We start from the raw sequence: 17404 nt of genomic DNA on the forward strand, positions 1-17404 counted from the left end.
CCATTCATAGGGGAGACATCGGATGAGCCTACAAGCAAATGAAAGCTATGAAATTACACAACTGTGCTTATTAGCCGGAAAGATTATGCTGCAGAGCGGTGGAGAGACGAATCGGGTGGAAGATACCATGATACGTATTGCTGCTTCCTATGGATACGAGAATTGCCACAGCTTCGTGACACCGACAGGTATTATTTTCGCGATAGATGGTTCAGCACCGATTACACGCTTGTATCGAATATCCGAGCGGTCGACTGATCTGAAGAAGGTGACACTCGTGAATGATATTTCACGGAAGATCAGCAGCGGCAGCTTGTCCTATACAGAGGCTCATCGTTTACTGAAAAAGATTGAGGTATCCAATCTGGCTTATCCCGTATGGCTGCAGATTGCTGCTGCGATGCTGTCGAGCGGCTGCTTTACGATTATGTTCCGGGGCGGATGGCCTGAGTTCATTCCCTCGCTGCTTGCTGGCGGGCTTGGATTTTCACTCTTTCTGTATTTCCATCGCTTATCGCGGATTAAGTTTTTCTCTGAATTTCTAGCATCGATTGTAGTCGGAACAGTGTCCTATTTCTGTGTGCAGTATGGTCTGGGTCGTGATCTCGATAAGATCGTCATCGGGTCGGTGATGCCGCTTGTTCCTGGGCTGCTTATTACGAATGCAGTTCGTGATTTGATGGCGGGACACTTAGTATCTGGGATCTCGAAGGGAGCGGAAGCATTTTTGACTGCCTTCGCGATTGGAGCAGGGGTCGCTTGTGTCTTGTCATTTGCCTAGGATCGCAATTAAGTAGTGGATTTAGAACTCAACACGATGGACATATAGACTGAGGGAGGCACTTGGTTATGATTGAGCAGCTCATTGTGAGCTTCGTTGCTTCGGCTGCGTTCGGAATTCTATTCAACAGTCCGCCTAAGCTAATGCTTCAATGTGGATTTGTCGGCATGGCAGGCTGGTTCGTATATATTCTGTGCACGGACAATAATATTGGCCCTATTCCTGCGAGCTTGGCCGCATCATTCGTCATTGCGATGATGAGTCATTTGTTCGCTAAGCTGTATCGCACCCCGATTATTGTGTTCAACGTTGCCGGTGTCATTCCGCTTGTACCCGGTGGCATAGCATATGATGCGATGCGAAATATTGTAGAAGATCAGTACGATCAGGCGATTCAGCTTGCCTTCAAGGCGTCGATGATATCGGGTGCTATCGCGATCGGAATCATTTTTTCAGAAGTGCTTCATCAGGTTATGCGCAGGCGAGTAAAGGGATAAGGTGATGATGAAGTAGGCTCTCCCTTAATTTTTCTTTCTGAATTGTGTAGAACAAGAGGCGGCTAAGATGATTAATAAAAATATCATAATTAGATTAATTTGCTGTCCATATAAGAACTTGGATAACAACTCATTGACCAAAATCGCACATGTAATGGTTAGCGTGAGGAGAGCGAGTTTACGATTGGGGTCCTTTGCTCGTTTGCTGATTAGGATAATAACGCCTATTGTCAATGAAGCGTAGAATAATAATAGAGACATAACCCCCATTATAGAGAGAGTCATGAAATACCACTTCCTTTACATTAGGTTTGTGGGGATTATATCATACGTGTGCGGCAGGACGATTATTTTATTGTAACCGGGTAGAGCAAAGAAAGGGGAAGGCCGAGGCCTGTCCCCTTTTCTAATTTTCAATTAACCGGTTACGGATTTCGCTGATTTTCCTCGGAATAACAGGAAGCGTACCAATTCAATAAGTGCAATCACAAGCAGGGACATGCCAAGCAGCGGCATGAGCAGACCGAGAATGATTAAAATGACATAGAAGCCGATCATTGATTTCGTGTACGGCTGTCTTGGAGGTGCTGCAAGTCTTCCCCGAGGTCTGCGCATCCACCACATTTTAACTCCCCAGTATACAATGGCAAGCAGTGCAACTACCGTCAGCAGGCATAGGATCTGGTTCGGCCAGCCGAATAGATGCCCTTCATGCAAAGGAATCCCATAAGTGAACCACTGGGCGATAAGTCCGTAATCACGGTAGTCGATCTTATGAATCTGTGTGCCGCTATATTGATCGAAGTAAGCTGTTATTTCCTCGCTAGGCTTGATAACATCCATTCCGGTAATGCCTGATCCTGCGGATTTAGATGCCGTGTAGACGTCTTTCTCATCTGCTGGCAGGCTCAAGACGAAAGGCTTGGTCACTCCGTAATGATGGAGCATATGCTCGATATCATCTACAGAGAGTGGCAGATAGCCGGATGAGGATTGCGGAGCTTTCTCCTTTCTAGTAGCCCATGGCAGCTCCTTCGCTTCGGATTGCGGCGGGCTCACATACAGCTTCGGATACCCAATCGATTCGTTGCTTGCCGCCAGTTGATAGATCTGATTGCCCATGAAGCCAGACCAAGGAAGCCCTGTAACGATAAGAATAAGCAACGGTATGGTGAATATAATACCGAAAACGGTATGCCTTGACTTCGCCTTCTCACGCTTCGATCCAGTTGCAGACGCTCTCTTTTTCCAACCCATATATAAGCCAGAGACGATCAGAAATACTGCCCAGCATGCTGCTAGTTCCACCAAGTAGTTGACGGCGGTTCCACCCACTAGCAATGAACTATGCAAATTCCGAGTTATATTTCCAAAGGTGTCGTCGGCAAGGATGCTTCCAACGAGTTGTTTGTTACGATCTACAAATACATATCTTTCTTGACCGGCTTCATCACGCATGGAGAATCTGGTGTTGCGCGATTCATCATCGAAGTAACTGACCTTCGTCACTCGTTCTCCCGGGTACGCTTGCTCCGCAGCTGCAATTGATTGACTTGTTGTTAAGGTCTGGGTGTTGGTGCTCTGTCCGAAGTGAAGCGATTTGTATGCGATATCCTCGATTTCCGATTTGAACAGATATCCAATTCCGCTAAGCGATAACGTAATCAGCAGGGGGGCAATGAACAACCCCGCATAGAAATGCCATCGCCAAAACATATGGCTAAGTCTGTTGTTTGTTTTCATACTATGATGTTCCTCCTCTAAAAACAGGGGCTAGGTTGCAATACTAGGTCATTGTATGTGGAGGCGAAAAAGCGGACAAGACTCGATCGGGCTATATTTCACCGCATTTATTGAAAATTTAGTTACTTAATTTCGAGATAATCGTAGTAGAGGATAATTTTATAATGGTATATATAGGAAATTGGTGTGGCAAGAAGAAGAGGCAATTGAAGTCGTAGAAGGTCACAAGTAGAACGCCATAAGAAGAAAGGGAGAGAGTGCAATGAATGAGAGCCCTCCATTAAAGCCCGCGGATGAGGAAGCTGCTTGATTAACCGGATCGCTGACAGCAGCTCAACGGGGGGGCCAAGATTCCTTTATAGACTGCAACAGTACAAGATGTGTAAATGGATTCTTGGCCAGAATCATGCCTAAAGCGTGCAGTTATTCATGATGAATACGGATGTTTAAATCAGGATGAGCTTCGTTAATTATGTTAATTTGGGTAGCTAGTATGTCGTATTCAATTGCCAAGCGGAAAAGCTTATTGTCTGGCAGGAATGTAATGCTCGTTCCTGTATCTTGAGTAATGCCGATTGTCCGTAATCTTCCTTGCGGAATACCCTGCTTATAATCTTGGCGGAATACTCTTCCTTCACGGCGAATCTCCACGGAAAGCGTGGATGAGAGCGCATTAACGACCGCCATGCTAATCCCCTGTTCTCCCCCGGGAGCAGTGAACGAAGCGCTTCTTGAGAACCTTCCCATATCCGTTAGAACGGATTGTGCCTGTGTAACATCGTGACCGGGAAGCACATTCACTGGGATGCCTCGGCCGTTGTCCGCAATGGTAACGCTACTATCCTGATGTACAAACAGGTTCACTTCTGTGCAATACCCTGCCTGGTGTTCTTGGATACAGTTCTCTAGGACAGCATGTATCAATAGATGCGGGTCATATTCATCTTCAGGAGCTCCCAAGTAAGTACCGGCATTACTCCGTGCCTCTGCCATCTCCATGTAGTCGCTGGCGTTGTTCAAGTCGGTGGCAGCTGATAGGAGCAGCAAGAGCGGCATAATACGGTGCTTAGGAACGGAATAGGCTCCGCCGCGTTCTTCCTGAACGAGCAGATCAGCGCCCAGCAAAGCCTTCGTATGGTGATACAATTGACCAGTTGTCCCCATATGAAGCCGTTCTACAAGCTGCGGTCCAGTTTGCGGCCCTTGCAGTAGGGAGATCAGAATCTCAAGACGCTGTTTATGCCCGAGTGCGCCGAGTACCTTGGCGGCCTTATCACTGTCTAAGGTAAGCAATTGGCTTACTCGTCGTTGACAAGGAGGCAAATGGTAGAGTTCATTCGTGCTGTTGTAATAAGAACCTGAGTAATTCAATTCCCCGAGGTCTTCTCGGTCATAGCTTTGATGCGCGGACTGTGTAAGGGGCATTTCGAATGCTCTCTGACCCGGCACAGCGCCGTCTGATGCGATTCGTCTGACTAGCTGATGTACTTCTTCTAATTGAGCTTTCAGTACATCCAACTCAGCTTCCACGTTGCGTGGAGATACCATCATACATCACTCCAAACTAATTATTGAATTGCGTAATTACGTATTTAAGTAAATTATAAACTGAATGTTTTTCATGTCAATCGCATGCTTCAATAATATGAGCCCTGGGATGCCCCAAATGAGGTCAGTTCCAGAGGCTCTTTGTCTCCTGCTACTTCAGTTGATATGTATAAGAGCTCGGAGTCGCGCCAGCGATCCGCCGAGTAAAATAGAGCATATCTCCCTTTATACTCTCGAAGTAAAGACTGTCGCCCTGCTTGTTCAATCCATTGGTCAATGCGGAGTCGATCAATGCTTTTTCTTCGCCGGTCAGGAGGTGCTTGTATAAAGCTATCGATTCTTTGGTCCTCCTATTGAAGAGATACAGGATTTTCTGTCTGGATGGGCGCACGAGCAAGTAATCGTCGAAGGCTTCCTCCACCGTAAACGTATCGTTCTCTCCGAAAATCTCCTGTGCAGAATAGGATGTCTTGATTGTTCCGTCCGTATCGGCGAGTTTTAAGGTGCTGTTGTCGATCATGATCCATAAGTCTCCGGCTTTTTCAATGCTTTTAAGATTAGTTCCGTTTCTCTCGTAACCGACTATGGACGAAGTCGCAACTTCATGATGATGGATGATCGCTTTATAGATAACATATCTCCTAGTAGAGTCATCTTCGATTTGCAGCATATAGCTGTCATTACTGATCTGGGATGCAGTCAATATGCTGGTATCCGAAGTTTTCAAGTTTATATTTTTAAGTAAAAATGGCTTATTGCCTGTACTCATATACAGGTCACCTATACTTTTGCGAAACCAAAATGCAGCACCCTTCTCTTTTGCGAATATATACGGCGTGTTATACGTAATATCCACGGTGCCAGTCCTGCTTTCCCAAGACATCGGCACTTGCAATACGGAAGAGAACAGCTGAAGCGGAACATACAGCGCGTTGTTATGTATAATCGGGGCTCCCTCAAGCTGTATCGTTTTACCGAAGGATTTGACTTGAGATTCCCCTACCTTCATTATGACCTCTTGTCCGGGAACAAGCACGCGAAAGGAATCATTGGAACTATCCATCCAGGTGAAAAAGGATAAATAATGGCCAAGTGAAAACATTGGCACGTATATGCGTCCCGACTGAAATATGGGTTTACCGTTTAGTTCTGCCTCTGCATGGTTAATCCGGATGGTAATATCGGACTCTAAACCAATTTTGGGACGGAAGAGGAAGACGGCGGCTGTCAACAATACGGCGGCGGCCAAAACATAGTTTAACCACTTTAGGATCTTCAAAGATCTCCCTCCAAATAGGTATATACATCCTATATTACAGGACGAATCTGGAAAGGGGAAGGCAACAGGTCAAGGATTCGACCACGATCAATAGGCGAGAATATAGCTTGGATACATGGAATTTGGGCGAAAGAGAACTTGACGGAAGATCGAGAACTAGGCAATTGCGGGGATGTTCGGCTAAGATAGTACTCATAAGTTTTCAGACAACTGTCTGTTCAGATCGTCGAGGAGGGGGGCAGTTTACGGTTATGTTCAAATCTACGTATTTGCGCATTTTTGTATGGAGTGGCATATTTATCACCCTCATCATTATTCCGTTCTCCTTGTTTCTTGTTCAGCGTTTCTCAGATTATGCCACTGTGCAGTTAGGTACGATGAATCGGGAGAGAATTGAGGAGACGAGAGAGCGGACGGAATTTATTCTGTCGAAGCTGAAAGGGTATGGACTGATTATGTACGGGGATCAGACCATTCAGAACTGGATGTATTCGAATCAAGATGATCCACTGCAGGATGCAGCAGCACTCCAAACCCTATCCAAGTACCTATCGAAAGAACCCTTTTTTGAAGGCGCTTACTTATTGAATATGCGCAGAGAAAAAGTGATTGATTTCAATGTAGGGCTGATCGACTTTCAGGAATTCTCCGACCATACGATTCTCGAGAAAGTGAAGCAAGGCGCTCCCACTCTATTGCAATATTTTCATCATGAAGTAGGAAACAAATCCTACATAGGCTTATTGCTTCCGTCCTCCTATATCCGTAAGGAGCAGTATGGCTATCTCGTTGTATTGTTGAATAAGCGTGCAATGGAGCAGTACCTCATCGCGGGAGACGCTGATCCGGATTATCAAGTCGCGTTATTAGACCGGTCGGGGAGACAGGTACTTGGCGCAATCAACGAGTCAATTATGCCTGAGGTTATTCAGTCTAGATCGAATGATAAACATGGTGCTCTCGAACTCAAGAACGAGGGGGAGAGACTGTACATCAACTATATCGACTTAGAAGCGCAAGGCTGGACCCTATATTCGCTCTCGGGAATGAAGCAATTCCGGCAGCAGGCGACGACTTTTCAGCAGACGATCGTGCTGTACTCGGTACTTCTGCTAGTTGTCCTGCTCATCGTTGTATTTTGGAATTCACATCTCTTCTTCAAGCCCTTCCGAAGACTGGCGAATCAGGTTCACGGCAAGCTTGGACTTCATGCTGTCAGTGATTACGATGCGATTCAGCAGAGTGTCACGCTGCTGCGCGATCATTACCCCCTTATCAAGACGGAATACCTGCGTCAATGGATTCTTCAGGGCAGATTGGGAGACAGCACGCGGGCAGCGCTTGCTCGTGAATCGAGGATTCTTCAACACGAATGGATAAGGCTGTCTGTCGTGAAGATTGATGGCTTCTATGACATTGCGGAGCAATATGACTTTATGTCCCGGAAGCTGCTCAAGTATGCAGTTGGCAATATTGCGGAAGAACTTCTAGGCAGCGAGAGCCGAACGATCGAAGTAGTCGACTTTGGCGGTGATCACCTGCTGCTTCTGATTGGAGTTGCCGAACCTGCAGATGATGTGATGGAGCAATTAACGGAGCTCCGTCGTCAGGCTAAGGAGCAAGTGCAGATGAACATCACTGTTGCTTATAGTGCAGCCAAGCATGTTCGCGATGATATGCGTGTTGTCTATGATGAGCTATGTGAGGTGACATTGTTCAAGTTCGTTAGCGGCGAGGATCGCATTTATACGGAGCAGGAGTATGAACGATACGCAGATTTGCACTGTCAGCCGGATGATATATTGCTGGATCAGCTCATCCAGTCTATTCGGAGCGGCAAGGAAGAGCAATCCTTGAACCTCCTGGAGCAATTATTTGCAAGATTGCAGACGATGAGGTATTCAGAATGTCAGTTCCAGCTGCGGCTGTTATTCTTCTCTTTCGTCAAATCCTTCAGCAAGCTGACTTCCATTGATAGTGTGGAGGGGATGGAGCAGCGCCTGAAGAGGTTCACGAAGCTGGAGGATATCCATATGTGGATGAAGGAAGAGATAGTCCGCATCATGTCGCTGCTTGGTAATCAGAAGAGCTTGAATCGCAAGGGGAAGATCGTTCAAGAGGTGGTCGAATATATTCAATATCATATTCACGATCCAGCACTGTCCGTCGATGATATCGCAGACCATATTGCACTCTCCGCCAAATACGTGCGCCAGCTATTTCTCGATCATTATGGATACTCCATGTCTCAGTACATACTCAATAGGCGTATCGAAATGGTGAAGGAAATGCTGCTGCATTCCGATTTGAGTGTTGCAGATATTTCACAGCAGGCAGGCTTCCAGACCAAGAGCCACTTCTTCACCGCCTTCAAAAAATCAACAGGGATGACACCAGCACAGTACCGACTGGAGCAGGTGCAAGAGGCAAGTGGTTAGCGGAGGGAATGAGCCGTAAACGCAAATAGAAGCCAAATCGGCAAAATAAGAACCCTGACATATACCACAGCAGAACCTGATTCGGCCAATGAGAACTAGTGAGATACATAGGTGAACTGCTACGATGACCCTATTACTCAATGGTTCCACACATAGATCGTGAATAGTGAGGAGGGGAGGCTTTGCGACGTACAAAAAGAGGAGGCCATGGATTTGTGTATGAGATAAGGAAGAATCGATACCTATACTTACTCGCTCTGCCAGGGCTGCTGTTTCTGCTTCTCTTTGCTTATATGCCAATGCTGGGGCACTTGCTGGCTTTCCAGAGATACCGGCTTGCCGATGGACTGTTCGGCAGTGAGTGGATAGGCTTCCAGAACTTCGAGTTCTTCTTTCAAGGCAATGACTGGCTGCGCGTCACATGGAACACCGTATTTCTGAACGGATTGTTTCTTGTGTTCGGTCTTGGGACAGCAGTTGTGCTCGCCATTCTGTTGAATGAGGTCACAGGCAAGTGGTTCAAGAAGACCGCGCAATCATTTGTCTTTCTGCCCTACTTCATTTCTTGGCTCGTTGTCAGCATGATGGTGCAGACGATGTTCAGCTCAACAGAAGGAATGATGAATCAGGCATTGACGGCGCTTGGCTTTGAAGGGGTGGATTGGTATCTATCCCCTGGAGTATGGCCGTATATTCTAACCTTCGTGTACGTATGGAAGGTAGCGGGATACAACTCCATTATCTTTCTGGCATCGATTACGAGTATTTCTTCTGAATATTATGAATGTGCCAAAATGGAAGGGGCGAGCCGCTTCCAGCAAATCATGTATATCACGCTTCCGCTATTGCGTCCGATCATCATCATTATGACGCTGCTTGGCATCGGCCGAATATTCTACGGGGATTTTGGTATGATATACGCCATTATTGGAGATGTTGGCGTATTATTCCCAACGACGGATGTCATTGATACGTATGCATATCGCGCGCTGCGGCAGATGGGTAACTTCAGCATGTCCTCTGCGATTATCCTCTATCAGTCTCTTATGGGACTCATCGCCGTTGTTTTTTTCAATTGGTTGACACGGAAGGTTGACCCAGATTCTAGATTGTTCTAAGGTGTGATGAACATGCGTGAACGATTGTTTCTTGTCATTGTATATGGTTTTCTAATTGGTTTTGCCCTGATTTGCTTCATCCCGTTTTGGATTGTATTGATCAATTCCTTTGCGAACGAATCCTATATCCAGACTGCTGGATATCAGTTGTTCCCCACGTCCTTCAGCTTAGATGCGTACGCCATGCTCTTGTCCGGAGATCAGGTCTTCCGGAGCTATGGTGTCACGTTATTTGTCACCATTACCGGAACGGTGCTTGGCGTTCTCCTTACAGCTTCCTATGCATACGTGCTAAGTCATCCGAAGGTGAAATATCGGAATATTCTGTCCTTCCTGACCTTCTTCACGATGCTGTTCGGCGCAGGACTTGTAGGATTCTACATGCTTATTGCGAACTGGCTTAATCTGAAAGACTCTTTATGGGCTCTTGTCCTGCCATACCTGCTGAACCCGTTCTATGCCTTCATCCTTGTGTCCTATTATCGGTCTCTGCCTTATGAGTTGAACGAAGCAGCCACTGTGGATGGGGCCAATGACATTCGTATCTTCTTCCGTGTCATATGGCCGATTTCCTTGCCGGTCATTGCAACGGTTGCTCTGTTCTATGCGCTGCAATATTGGAATGACTGGTACTTGTCGCTGCTATTTATTGATAACTATAAGCTTCATCCGCTGCAGATGATGATCAGGCAGCTGATGTCTAACTTGAATGCCATGGCATACGTAGCCGGGAGCAGGACGGAATACAATATTGTCGTCCCAACCTACGGCATGCAGCTTGCTATTGTCTGCATCACAATTGGGCCGATTGTGTTCGTATATCCATTTGTACAGAAATATTTCATTAAAGGCATGACATTAGGATCCGTGAAAGGCTAATTCATATCTTGTTGTAGGGGGACGAAGAAATGAAAATGAAACGCTGGTGGAACATCTCGCTTGTGTTGCTATTGTCCTTGTCTCTGATTGTGGGCTGCTCAAAAGGGACGCAAGGATCGTCCAGCACGAATGCCTCGAAGGGGAGCGAGTCATCAGGCAGCAAATTGGAACCGGTTACATTGAAGATTATGATCCCGGGAGACCGGCCACCGGATATGGATCTTGTCATAGCTGAAGCAGAAAAGCGGATGAAGGATACGATCAACGTCAAGCTGGACATCGTATTCGTGCCGTGGGCTGACTTGGGGCAGAAGACTCAGGTGACCCTTGCTTCTGGTGAAAATATCGATCTGATCTTCGATGCACCATGGCTGCATATCAATCAAATGATAGCAGACGGCTACTATGAGCCACTGGATGATCTGCTCAAGCAGTATGGCAAGAACGTGTTGGAGAAGCGTCCACAGCAAATGTGGGATGCGAACAAGTATGACGGCAAAATCATGGCAGTGCCGCTCGGATTAGTCTACATGGCAGGCAACGCTTATGTCGTGCGCAAGGATATTCGTGAGAAGCTGGGTGTGCCGCCTATCAAGACCTATAAGGAGTTAATTGATTTTGCTTACAAGGTGAAGGAGAAGGAGCCAGGCATCGCCCCGTTCACGGCGGCAGGAACCTCCGGGCAGCAGACGTATTCGATTGTCGGCCAGCGCAGTCTTCATGATTACATTACGCATGCGCGGTTTACCCATGCACTCGGAAGCAGTCTGACCTTATACTACAAAAATAATGATGGCAAGGTATTCAATCTGTTCGAGGATAAGGAACCGATTATGACATGGTTGAAGGAGGCCAGACAGATGTATAAAGATGGCCTCGTATACAAGGATATTTTGACTGCGAAGGATTTCATCCAGCCTTTCATGAGCGGGAAAGCCGCTATCGTGACGAAGGGATCGTTCGGTACAGGACTCTCCTTCGATCAGCAGTTCAAGAGCAATGTTCCGAACGGTGATCTGGAGACCGTGACCTTCTTCGATCCGACCAAAGGGGCAAATATCTCGAACTTCAAGCAGTGGAACTTCCTTGCTGTTCCGAAGGTAAGCAAAAATAAGGAACGCGCAGTTATGTTTATGGACTGGGCGAATCAGAAGGATAACTATGATCTGCTGTCCTACGGGATACAAGGGAAGCATTGGGAAGCTATTGGCGACAAGGAATATAAAGTGCTTGATACGAAGGGGTATTCACAATTTGGCTACGTATGGGTATGGAATCCTATTGATGAACGGACGGATGCGGGAGCAGACAAAACATACGAACATTTTGATGCTGTGCTTCGTGATGCAGACAGTTTCACGAAGGATATATTGACGGGATTCGAATTCGATTCCTCTGCTGTACAGAATGACCTTAGCCAATATAATACGGTCGAGGCGAAGTACTATCCTGCATTGTTCAATGGCGTCCTTGATCCTGAGGAGACACTGAAGAAATTCGAGGCTGAAGCAGGGCCTTCCCTCAAGCGGATTCAGCAGGAGCTGCAGCGTCAAATCGATGCCTTCTTGGCAAAGAAGTAGCTCATCAAAAAAAGAGGCTATCCAGAAGTCTTGCGACTTCATGGATAGCCACTTCGTTCTTCTTACAAGTAACCCCAGATCATCGTGAACAATGTACCGAACAACGTCACGAGAGCTACGAATAACGCGTACAGAATATTCGTATAGTTGGCTGTTTTCGTTGTCTTATCTTCATCGATATGCATGAACAGGAATAATTGCACGGCAGCCTGGATAGCTGCGCAGATAATCAAGATTGTAAGTCCTGTTGTGAATGACATATCCCATACAATGACGGCTAACGCAACGACAGAAAGGACGAGAGAGAAGACATAACCCATTACATGACGTATCGGGAATAGTTGTTTCATATCACATCATTCCTTTCAAGTATACGAAGCTGAAGATAAAGATCCATACTACGTCAAGGAAGTGCCAGTACAGCGAGAAGATGAACGACTTGTTCGCTGTATCATGTGTAAATCCTTCACGCTTGATTTGCATCATCAATCCGGATCCCCACAGAAGACCCATCGTTACGTGCGCACCGTGTGTTCCAAGCAAGACGAACAAGCTGGACAGGAAGGCGGAAGTTTGCAGTGTTGCACCTTCATGCACGTAAGTGACAAATTCGAAAATCTCAACGCCTAGGAAGCCTAGGCCGAGCAGCAGCGTGATTCCGAAGAAGACCATGGCTGGCTTCTTCAGCTTCATGCGCATACTGTGAATCGCAAGTCCGCAAGTGAAGCTACTCGTTAAGAGCAGGAATGTCTCTAGCAATACAGGCTTGATTTCAAAGATTTCTTTGGCAGACGGGCCGTTGCCCGTACGAGTCCACAGTGTAAAGTAAACGGCGAACAAAGTCGCGAAGAGTACAATCTCCGCGCCGAGGAACAGCCAGAAGCCGAAGATTCGGTTACGGTTCTCCTCTGTCTGATATTCTAGCGGCAGCGTATTATCGATCTTCATGCTCTATCACCCCGCAATTGTTGTTCCGTCTTTTTGATTTCCTTCACCGAGATATGGCGGCCATGATCCCGTTCAAAGGAACGTACTGCAAGCATAATCAGAATGAGGAAGCTTGTGATAATGGCAGGTGTCCACCACATAAATACCATAAAGAATCCCCAGAAGAAGAAGATAACACCGAGAATGAACGGCTGGCCGTTATTGTTCGGCATATGAATTTCTTCAAGCTCACCTTCGAACAATGGTTGCTTGTTCTTTTTCCAGAGCCAGAAGGCATCAAGGCTCTTCACCTTTGGAACGATAGCAAAGTTATATTCAGGCACCGGACTGTGCGTTGCCCATTCAAGCGAGCGTGCATCCCACGGATCGCTCGTTGTATCTCTAGGCTGGTAGCGGAAGCTCCAGTAAATGTTGTACACGAGAATCGCGAAGCCGATAGCAAGACCGACAGAACCGATTGTTGCAAGCAAGTTGAGCGGGCCGAAGCCAGTTTCTGCAGAGTACGTGTACATACGGCGTGTCATACCTTTCAGTCCCAAGAAGAACAATGGAAGGAATGTCACGTTAAAGAAGATTGCGATGAACCAGAAGCTGATCTTACCAAGACGCTCGTTCAGGCGGAAGCCGAACAATTTAGGGAACCAGTAGTACATACCTGCGATAACCGCAAATACGGTACCTGGAATCAATACGTAGTGGAAGTGAGCAACCAAGAACATCGTATTGTGATACTGATAGTCAGCACTTGCCATTGCAAGCATAACGCCCGTTACGCCACCAATCGTGAAGATTGGAATGAAGGCAAGGGAGTACAGCATCGGTGTTGTGAACTGTATCTTACCCTTTCGCAGGGTGAACAGCCAGTTAAATATCTTAACCCCGGTCGGAATCGAGATCGCCATCGTACTAACGGAGAAGAATCCGTTAACCATTGCGCCGTGACCCATCGTGTAGAAGTGATGCGCCCACACGAGGAAGGACAAGAGCGAGATGGCTACCATACTGACAACCATCGATTTGTAACCGTACAAGTTCTTGCGAGAGAACGTTGAGATAATTTCACTATATATACCGAAGGCCGGCAAGATAACGATATATACCTCAGGATGTCCCCATACCCAGAACAGGTTGGCCCAGAGCATATCCATACCGCCGTTGGCCATCGAGAAGAACTGAGAGCCGAACATGCGGTCGAATGTCATAAGCGCAAGCGCTACAGTCAATACAGGGAATGCGAACAAAATGATAACGTTCGTGATCAGAACCGACCACGTGAACATTGGCATTTTCATCAATGTCATGCCAGGCGCTCGCATTCTCAAGATTGTAACGATGAAGTTGACGCCTGTCATCAAAGTACCAAGACCTGCAATCTGCAATGCGATCGCATAGAAGTTATTCCCGATCTTCGGTGCAAGCTCAGGACCTGCAAGCGGGAAGTAAGAAGTCCAGCCTGCGTCCGGGGAGCCCCCGATAACGAACGAGATGTTGAACAGCATTGCTCCCCAGAAGAACAGCCAGAAGCTGACTGCGTTCAGGCGAGGGAATGCGACGTCGCGCGCCCCGATTTGGAGTGGTATAACTACGTTCATCAAGCCGATAATAAATGGCATCGCCATAAAGAGAATCATAATAACGCCGTGCGTTGTAAATACTTCATTATAGTGCTGGGCATCCAGGAACTTCATATCAGGTGCAGCCAGCTGCGTACGCATCATCAGAGCGTCCATACCGCCGCGGAACAGCATGACCAGGGCACTCAGGATGTACATGATACCGATTTTCTTATGGTCAACGGTTGTCAGCCATTCCCGCCACAGATAGCCCCATTTTTTGAAATAGGTCAAGCTGAAGATGATGGCTATCGTCACGAGCACGATGCTGGCCATAGCGCCATAAATCATCGGTTCGCCGGTAACGAAAAATTCGTCCCATTTCATAGTCTCAAATTACTCCTTTCTTGTTCAATCTAGTTGCCATGTTGAGAATGATCCATCTCTTGGTGTTCATCGTTGGAATGTTCCATGTTCGAATGATCCATTTTCGAGTGGTCCATTTCTTTATCCGATTCCTTATGAGAGTCGTCATGAGACGATCCACCATGATTGTGGCCGCCATGTTCGCCCTCTGGTGCTGGTCTGAATGTCAAGTGTGTGGAGGAATAAGATTTCCGTCCTACAAATTCGGTCTTCAGCAAGGAGTTGAATTCCTCTTCTGTTAATTCAGAAGCGGTACCCTTCACTTCTTTTACCCACTCTGTGTACTTGGTAGGGGACATTGCGAGCACTTCGAATTGCATGTGCGCAAAGCCTTTACCGCTGAAGTTCGAGTTTTTACCCATGAATGAACCTTCATGATCAGCTGCAAGGTGAAGCGTCGTCACCATGTCGCTCATCGCGTACTTCTGACCGCCAAGCTGCGGTACCCAGAAGCTTGTAATCGGTCCGTAAGAATAGAGACGGAACTCGATTGGGCGATTCGTAGGGATATTCAGATAGTTCACCGTTTCAATGCCTTCTTCTGGATAGCTGAAATGCCATTTGAAGTTGGATGATGCGGCATAGATAACGAGTGGCTTCTGATTGTCATAGCCTTCTGGAGGCGATTCTACTGCAACAGTAGAGCGAATCGTCACAACAGATAGCACGGTTACAATAATGACCGGAATTAACGTCCACGTAATTTCCAGCCACTTGCTGCCTTCCTCATGAGGAGGCTCATAATCAGGTGCTGATTTTGAAGCGCGATACTTCGTTAACATGAAAATATAAAGTGCGTACACGACGAACAAAATTCCTGCCATCATAATCATGGAGAAAATAATGACGTCGGACTGCGTCTTGGCCTGAGGACCTTTCGGATTCAAAACATCTAATGAATCACAACCGGTCAAGAGGACAAGAAGAGCTGCGAATAAGGTGAATAACAACCCTTTCTTTTTCATCAAGGTACCCCTTTCTCTGTTGGTTGGCTTTATATATAGTAGGAAATCGGGATATTGTAACCATGCTATATCTTATTAGGAAGCACTCTGAATTACAAATGACATAGTGATCCTTAGTTGACATAGATATCCATATAAGGATCAAGTTTTCCTGCCCAAATTAAGCCCAAAAGCCGAAAAAGTGATAAATATCATTGAATTTCCGCCAAAATCGCCGTTTTTGAAATTTGTTCATAATTGCCTCTAAGACCATCAAGTGTACCAATACTGTCACAATTGTGAGCCCTTCAAAGGCGGTAAAACCCACATTATTCCTCAATTTTAAAGGATTTGTGTACAACAGAAGTGAATGTGCAAGTTGGTATGAACCGTGGTAGATAAGCAATAGGGAGATCCGAATTGCTCGTTCTAACGCACGCTCGCTCCGTTTTGTAATACATCGTTTACGAACAGCACAGAATAACCATTCATAACGATTGTTAGGAAATAATTCTAATTTTAAGTAGGATAGAGTGTTTTTAGCTCTAATTACTCGCGAATTCGCCGGTTTTCGCTAGAATACGACACCTTATGAGGTAGAATATATCATCCGCTATCCGAGGAAGGCGGATTTTGATATATTTTTATGTGGGTTCGAGGACAGTGGCGGTACACCAATTTATTTGCGGAACATGGGGGTAACGAGGTGAAGGTTGGGCAATTTCTTAGGTTAGTTGAAATCCAAACGAAAGTAGCGAGCATGATACCGTTCTTCATCGGAACGTTATACGCGCTATATCGATTTCATGAATTTCGGCTAGTTCCATTTCTACTTATGTTCGCCTCATTATTGTCTTTCGACATGGCGACCACGGCCATTAATAATTATATTGATTACAAAAAGGCGATTAAAACACACGGGTATGGTTATGAAGTACACAATGCGATTGTATCCTATGGACTCAAGGAGTCGAGGGTAGTTGGGGTCATTGCGACGCTTCTTGTAACGGCCATAAGTTCTGGGGTTGCCCTGGTGCTGCAGACGGATATTCTTATTCTTGGGTTAGGAGGCTTGTCATTCCTTGTAGGTTTCCTCTATTCGCTAGGTCCGATTGCGATATCACGAATGCCGCTTGGCGAGTTGTTCTCCGGATTGTTTATGGGGTTCGTTATCATTTTCATTTCTACATACATACATGTAGACAAGGAACAGCTTGTATCACTGGCGATTGACTTCCGGATGGCTCATCTCGATATCAATCTAATAGAAGTGCTGTTGGTGTTCGCGATATCGATTCCAGCTGTTCTGAGCATAGCGAATATTATGTTGGCCAATAATATTTGCGACATTGAGGATGATCTGGCGAACAAGCGATATACACTGCCCGTGTATATCGGGAAGCCGAGCGCACTGATGTTGTTCCAATGGTTGTATGTGGCGGCGTACCTGGACGTCATTGTCCTCTTTGCCATCGGGGTACACCCTGTGCTGTTGCTGCTTATTGTGGCGACGTTCATTCCGGTACGAAGAAATATGAAGAAATTCATAACGAAGCAGACGAAGGAACATACCTTTGTACTGGCCGTGAAGAACTTCATTCTGATGAATGCTGCTCGTATCCTTGTGTTGGGATTAGCAATCTTATTCTCTTGAACATAAGACAAGGGAT

Annotated in this window: 14 protein-coding genes; 7 read left to right on the plus strand and 7 right to left on the minus strand. The window is 46.3% G+C overall.

Features of this window, described 5'->3' with window-relative positions:
• Nucleotides 1-22: 22 nt before the first annotated feature.
• Nucleotides 23-781, plus strand: coding sequence for a threonine/serine exporter family protein (locus BP95_RS0122750; protein WP_021257357.1), 759 nt, complete (start codon nt 23-25; stop codon nt 779-781).
• Nucleotides 782-849: 68 nt separating this feature from the next.
• Nucleotides 850-1278: a threonine/serine exporter family protein gene (locus BP95_RS0122755; RefSeq protein WP_021257356.1), complete on the plus strand. Its 429-nt coding sequence runs from the start codon at nt 850-852 to the stop codon at nt 1276-1278.
• Between the two features lie 417 nt (nt 1279-1695).
• Here BP95_RS0122755 and BP95_RS0122765 read toward each other — a convergent pair whose 3' ends face one another.
• The 3 genes from BP95_RS0122765 to BP95_RS0122775 form a co-directional block, all read right to left on the minus strand.
• Nucleotides 1696-3021: a PepSY-associated TM helix domain-containing protein gene (locus tag BP95_RS0122765; RefSeq protein ID WP_028533326.1), complete on the minus strand. Its 1326-nt coding sequence runs from the start codon at nt 3019-3021 to the stop codon at nt 1696-1698.
• Nucleotides 3022-3444: 423 nt separating this feature from the next.
• Nucleotides 3445-4572, minus strand: coding sequence for an ATP-binding protein (locus BP95_RS0122770; RefSeq protein ID WP_028533327.1), 1128 nt, complete (start codon nt 4570-4572; stop codon nt 3445-3447).
• A 148-nt stretch (nt 4573-4720) separates the two neighbouring features.
• Nucleotides 4721-5848, minus strand: coding sequence for a copper amine oxidase N-terminal domain-containing protein (locus BP95_RS0122775; RefSeq protein ID WP_028533328.1), 1128 nt, complete (start codon nt 5846-5848; stop codon nt 4721-4723).
• A 251-nt stretch (nt 5849-6099) separates the two neighbouring features.
• On the opposite strand from BP95_RS0122775, the gene BP95_RS0122780 reads away from it, so the two are divergent.
• The 4 genes from BP95_RS0122780 (at nt 6100) to BP95_RS0122795 (ending at nt 11863) form a co-directional block, all read left to right on the plus strand.
• On the plus strand, nt 6100-8286 hold the full coding sequence (locus BP95_RS0122780; RefSeq protein ID WP_028533329.1) for a helix-turn-helix transcriptional regulator: 2187 nt from the start codon (nt 6100-6102) through the stop codon (nt 8284-8286).
• Between the two features lie 182 nt (nt 8287-8468).
• Complete coding sequence (locus tag BP95_RS0122785; RefSeq protein WP_028533330.1) at nt 8469-9404, plus strand: ABC transporter permease; 936 nt, start codon at nt 8469-8471, stop codon at nt 9402-9404.
• A gap of 12 nt (nt 9405-9416) precedes the next feature.
• Nucleotides 9417-10283 (plus strand): carbohydrate ABC transporter permease, encoded by an 867-nt coding sequence (locus tag BP95_RS0122790; RefSeq protein ID WP_021257349.1) that lies wholly within the window; start codon nt 9417-9419, stop codon nt 10281-10283.
• Between the two features lie 29 nt (nt 10284-10312).
• Nucleotides 10313-11863 carry an extracellular solute-binding protein gene (locus BP95_RS0122795; protein WP_081819959.1) on the plus strand — a complete coding sequence of 517 codons (1551 nt, stop codon included), beginning with the start codon at nt 10313-10315 and terminating at the stop codon, nt 11861-11863.
• A gap of 62 nt (nt 11864-11925) precedes the next feature.
• On the opposite strand, the gene qoxD is transcribed toward BP95_RS0122795, so the two are convergent.
• Genes qoxD through qoxA form a run of 4 tightly spaced genes read right to left on the minus strand, consistent with a single transcriptional unit; the run spans nt 11926 to nt 15755 of the window.
• Complete coding sequence (gene qoxD / locus BP95_RS0122800; protein WP_005545125.1) at nt 11926-12213, minus strand: cytochrome aa3 quinol oxidase subunit IV; 288 nt, start codon at nt 12211-12213, stop codon at nt 11926-11928.
• 1 nt (nt 12214) lies between these two features.
• Entirely contained in the window at nt 12215-12811 is a 597-nt protein-coding gene (gene qoxC, locus BP95_RS0122805) for a cytochrome aa3 quinol oxidase subunit III (RefSeq protein ID WP_021257346.1), read from the minus strand.
• Nucleotides 12808-14751, minus strand: a complete 1944-nt coding sequence (gene qoxB / locus BP95_RS0122810; protein WP_021257345.1) for a cytochrome aa3 quinol oxidase subunit I — start codon at nt 14749-14751, stop codon at nt 12808-12810. The genes qoxC and qoxB overlap by 4 nt, the downstream gene beginning before the upstream one ends.
• Before the next feature lie 29 nt (nt 14752-14780).
• Nucleotides 14781-15755, minus strand: coding sequence for a cytochrome aa3 quinol oxidase subunit II (gene qoxA / locus BP95_RS0122815; protein ID WP_021260887.1), 975 nt, complete (start codon nt 15753-15755; stop codon nt 14781-14783).
• Nucleotides 15756-16440: 685 nt separating this feature from the next.
• Here qoxA and BP95_RS0122820 point away from each other — a divergent pair.
• On the plus strand, nt 16441-17388 hold the full coding sequence (locus BP95_RS0122820; protein WP_028533332.1) for a prenyltransferase: 948 nt from the start codon (nt 16441-16443) through the stop codon (nt 17386-17388).
• Nucleotides 17389-17404 lie beyond the last annotated feature (16 nt).

Origin of the sequence: Paenibacillus sp. UNC217MF, from assembly GCF_000686865.1 — a bacterium.
GTDB lineage: Bacteria > Bacillota > Bacilli > Paenibacillales > Paenibacillaceae > Paenibacillus_B > Paenibacillus_B suaedae.